Below are 278 nucleotides of genomic sequence, written 5' to 3' on the forward strand. Positions count from 1 at the left end.
GGTTTCAATACTAATGCCCTAGCAATGAGCAGCCTCTGCCGTTGCCCTCCAGAAAGATTGCCACCCCCTTCACTGATGACTGTGTGCATTTGCATTGGCATGGCTGCGACATCGTCAGCAAACCCAGACATTCGGGCTGCCTCCCAAGCTTCATCGAGTGTAATCCGAGCACCGCTAGCGATGTTGTCGAAAATGGAAGCGGACGTAATCCGACCAGCTTGCAGGACAACACCCAACTGTCGGCGCACTGCGTCAACATCCAACCCGGACAAATCTTG

Annotated in this window: 1 protein-coding gene; it reads right to left on the minus strand. The window is 54.0% G+C overall.

Annotation, left to right across the window (positions count from 1 at the left end; genetic code table 11):
- The coding region (locus FLQ44_RS25600; protein WP_500692550.1) for an ATP-binding cassette domain-containing protein at window positions 1-272 on the minus strand (272 nt) is incomplete at its 3' end.
- Window positions 273-278: the final 6 nt, after the last annotated feature.

Origin of the sequence: Vogesella mureinivorans (assembly GCF_007644035.1) — a bacterium.
Classification (GTDB): domain Bacteria; phylum Pseudomonadota; class Gammaproteobacteria; order Burkholderiales; family Chromobacteriaceae; genus Vogesella; species Vogesella mureinivorans.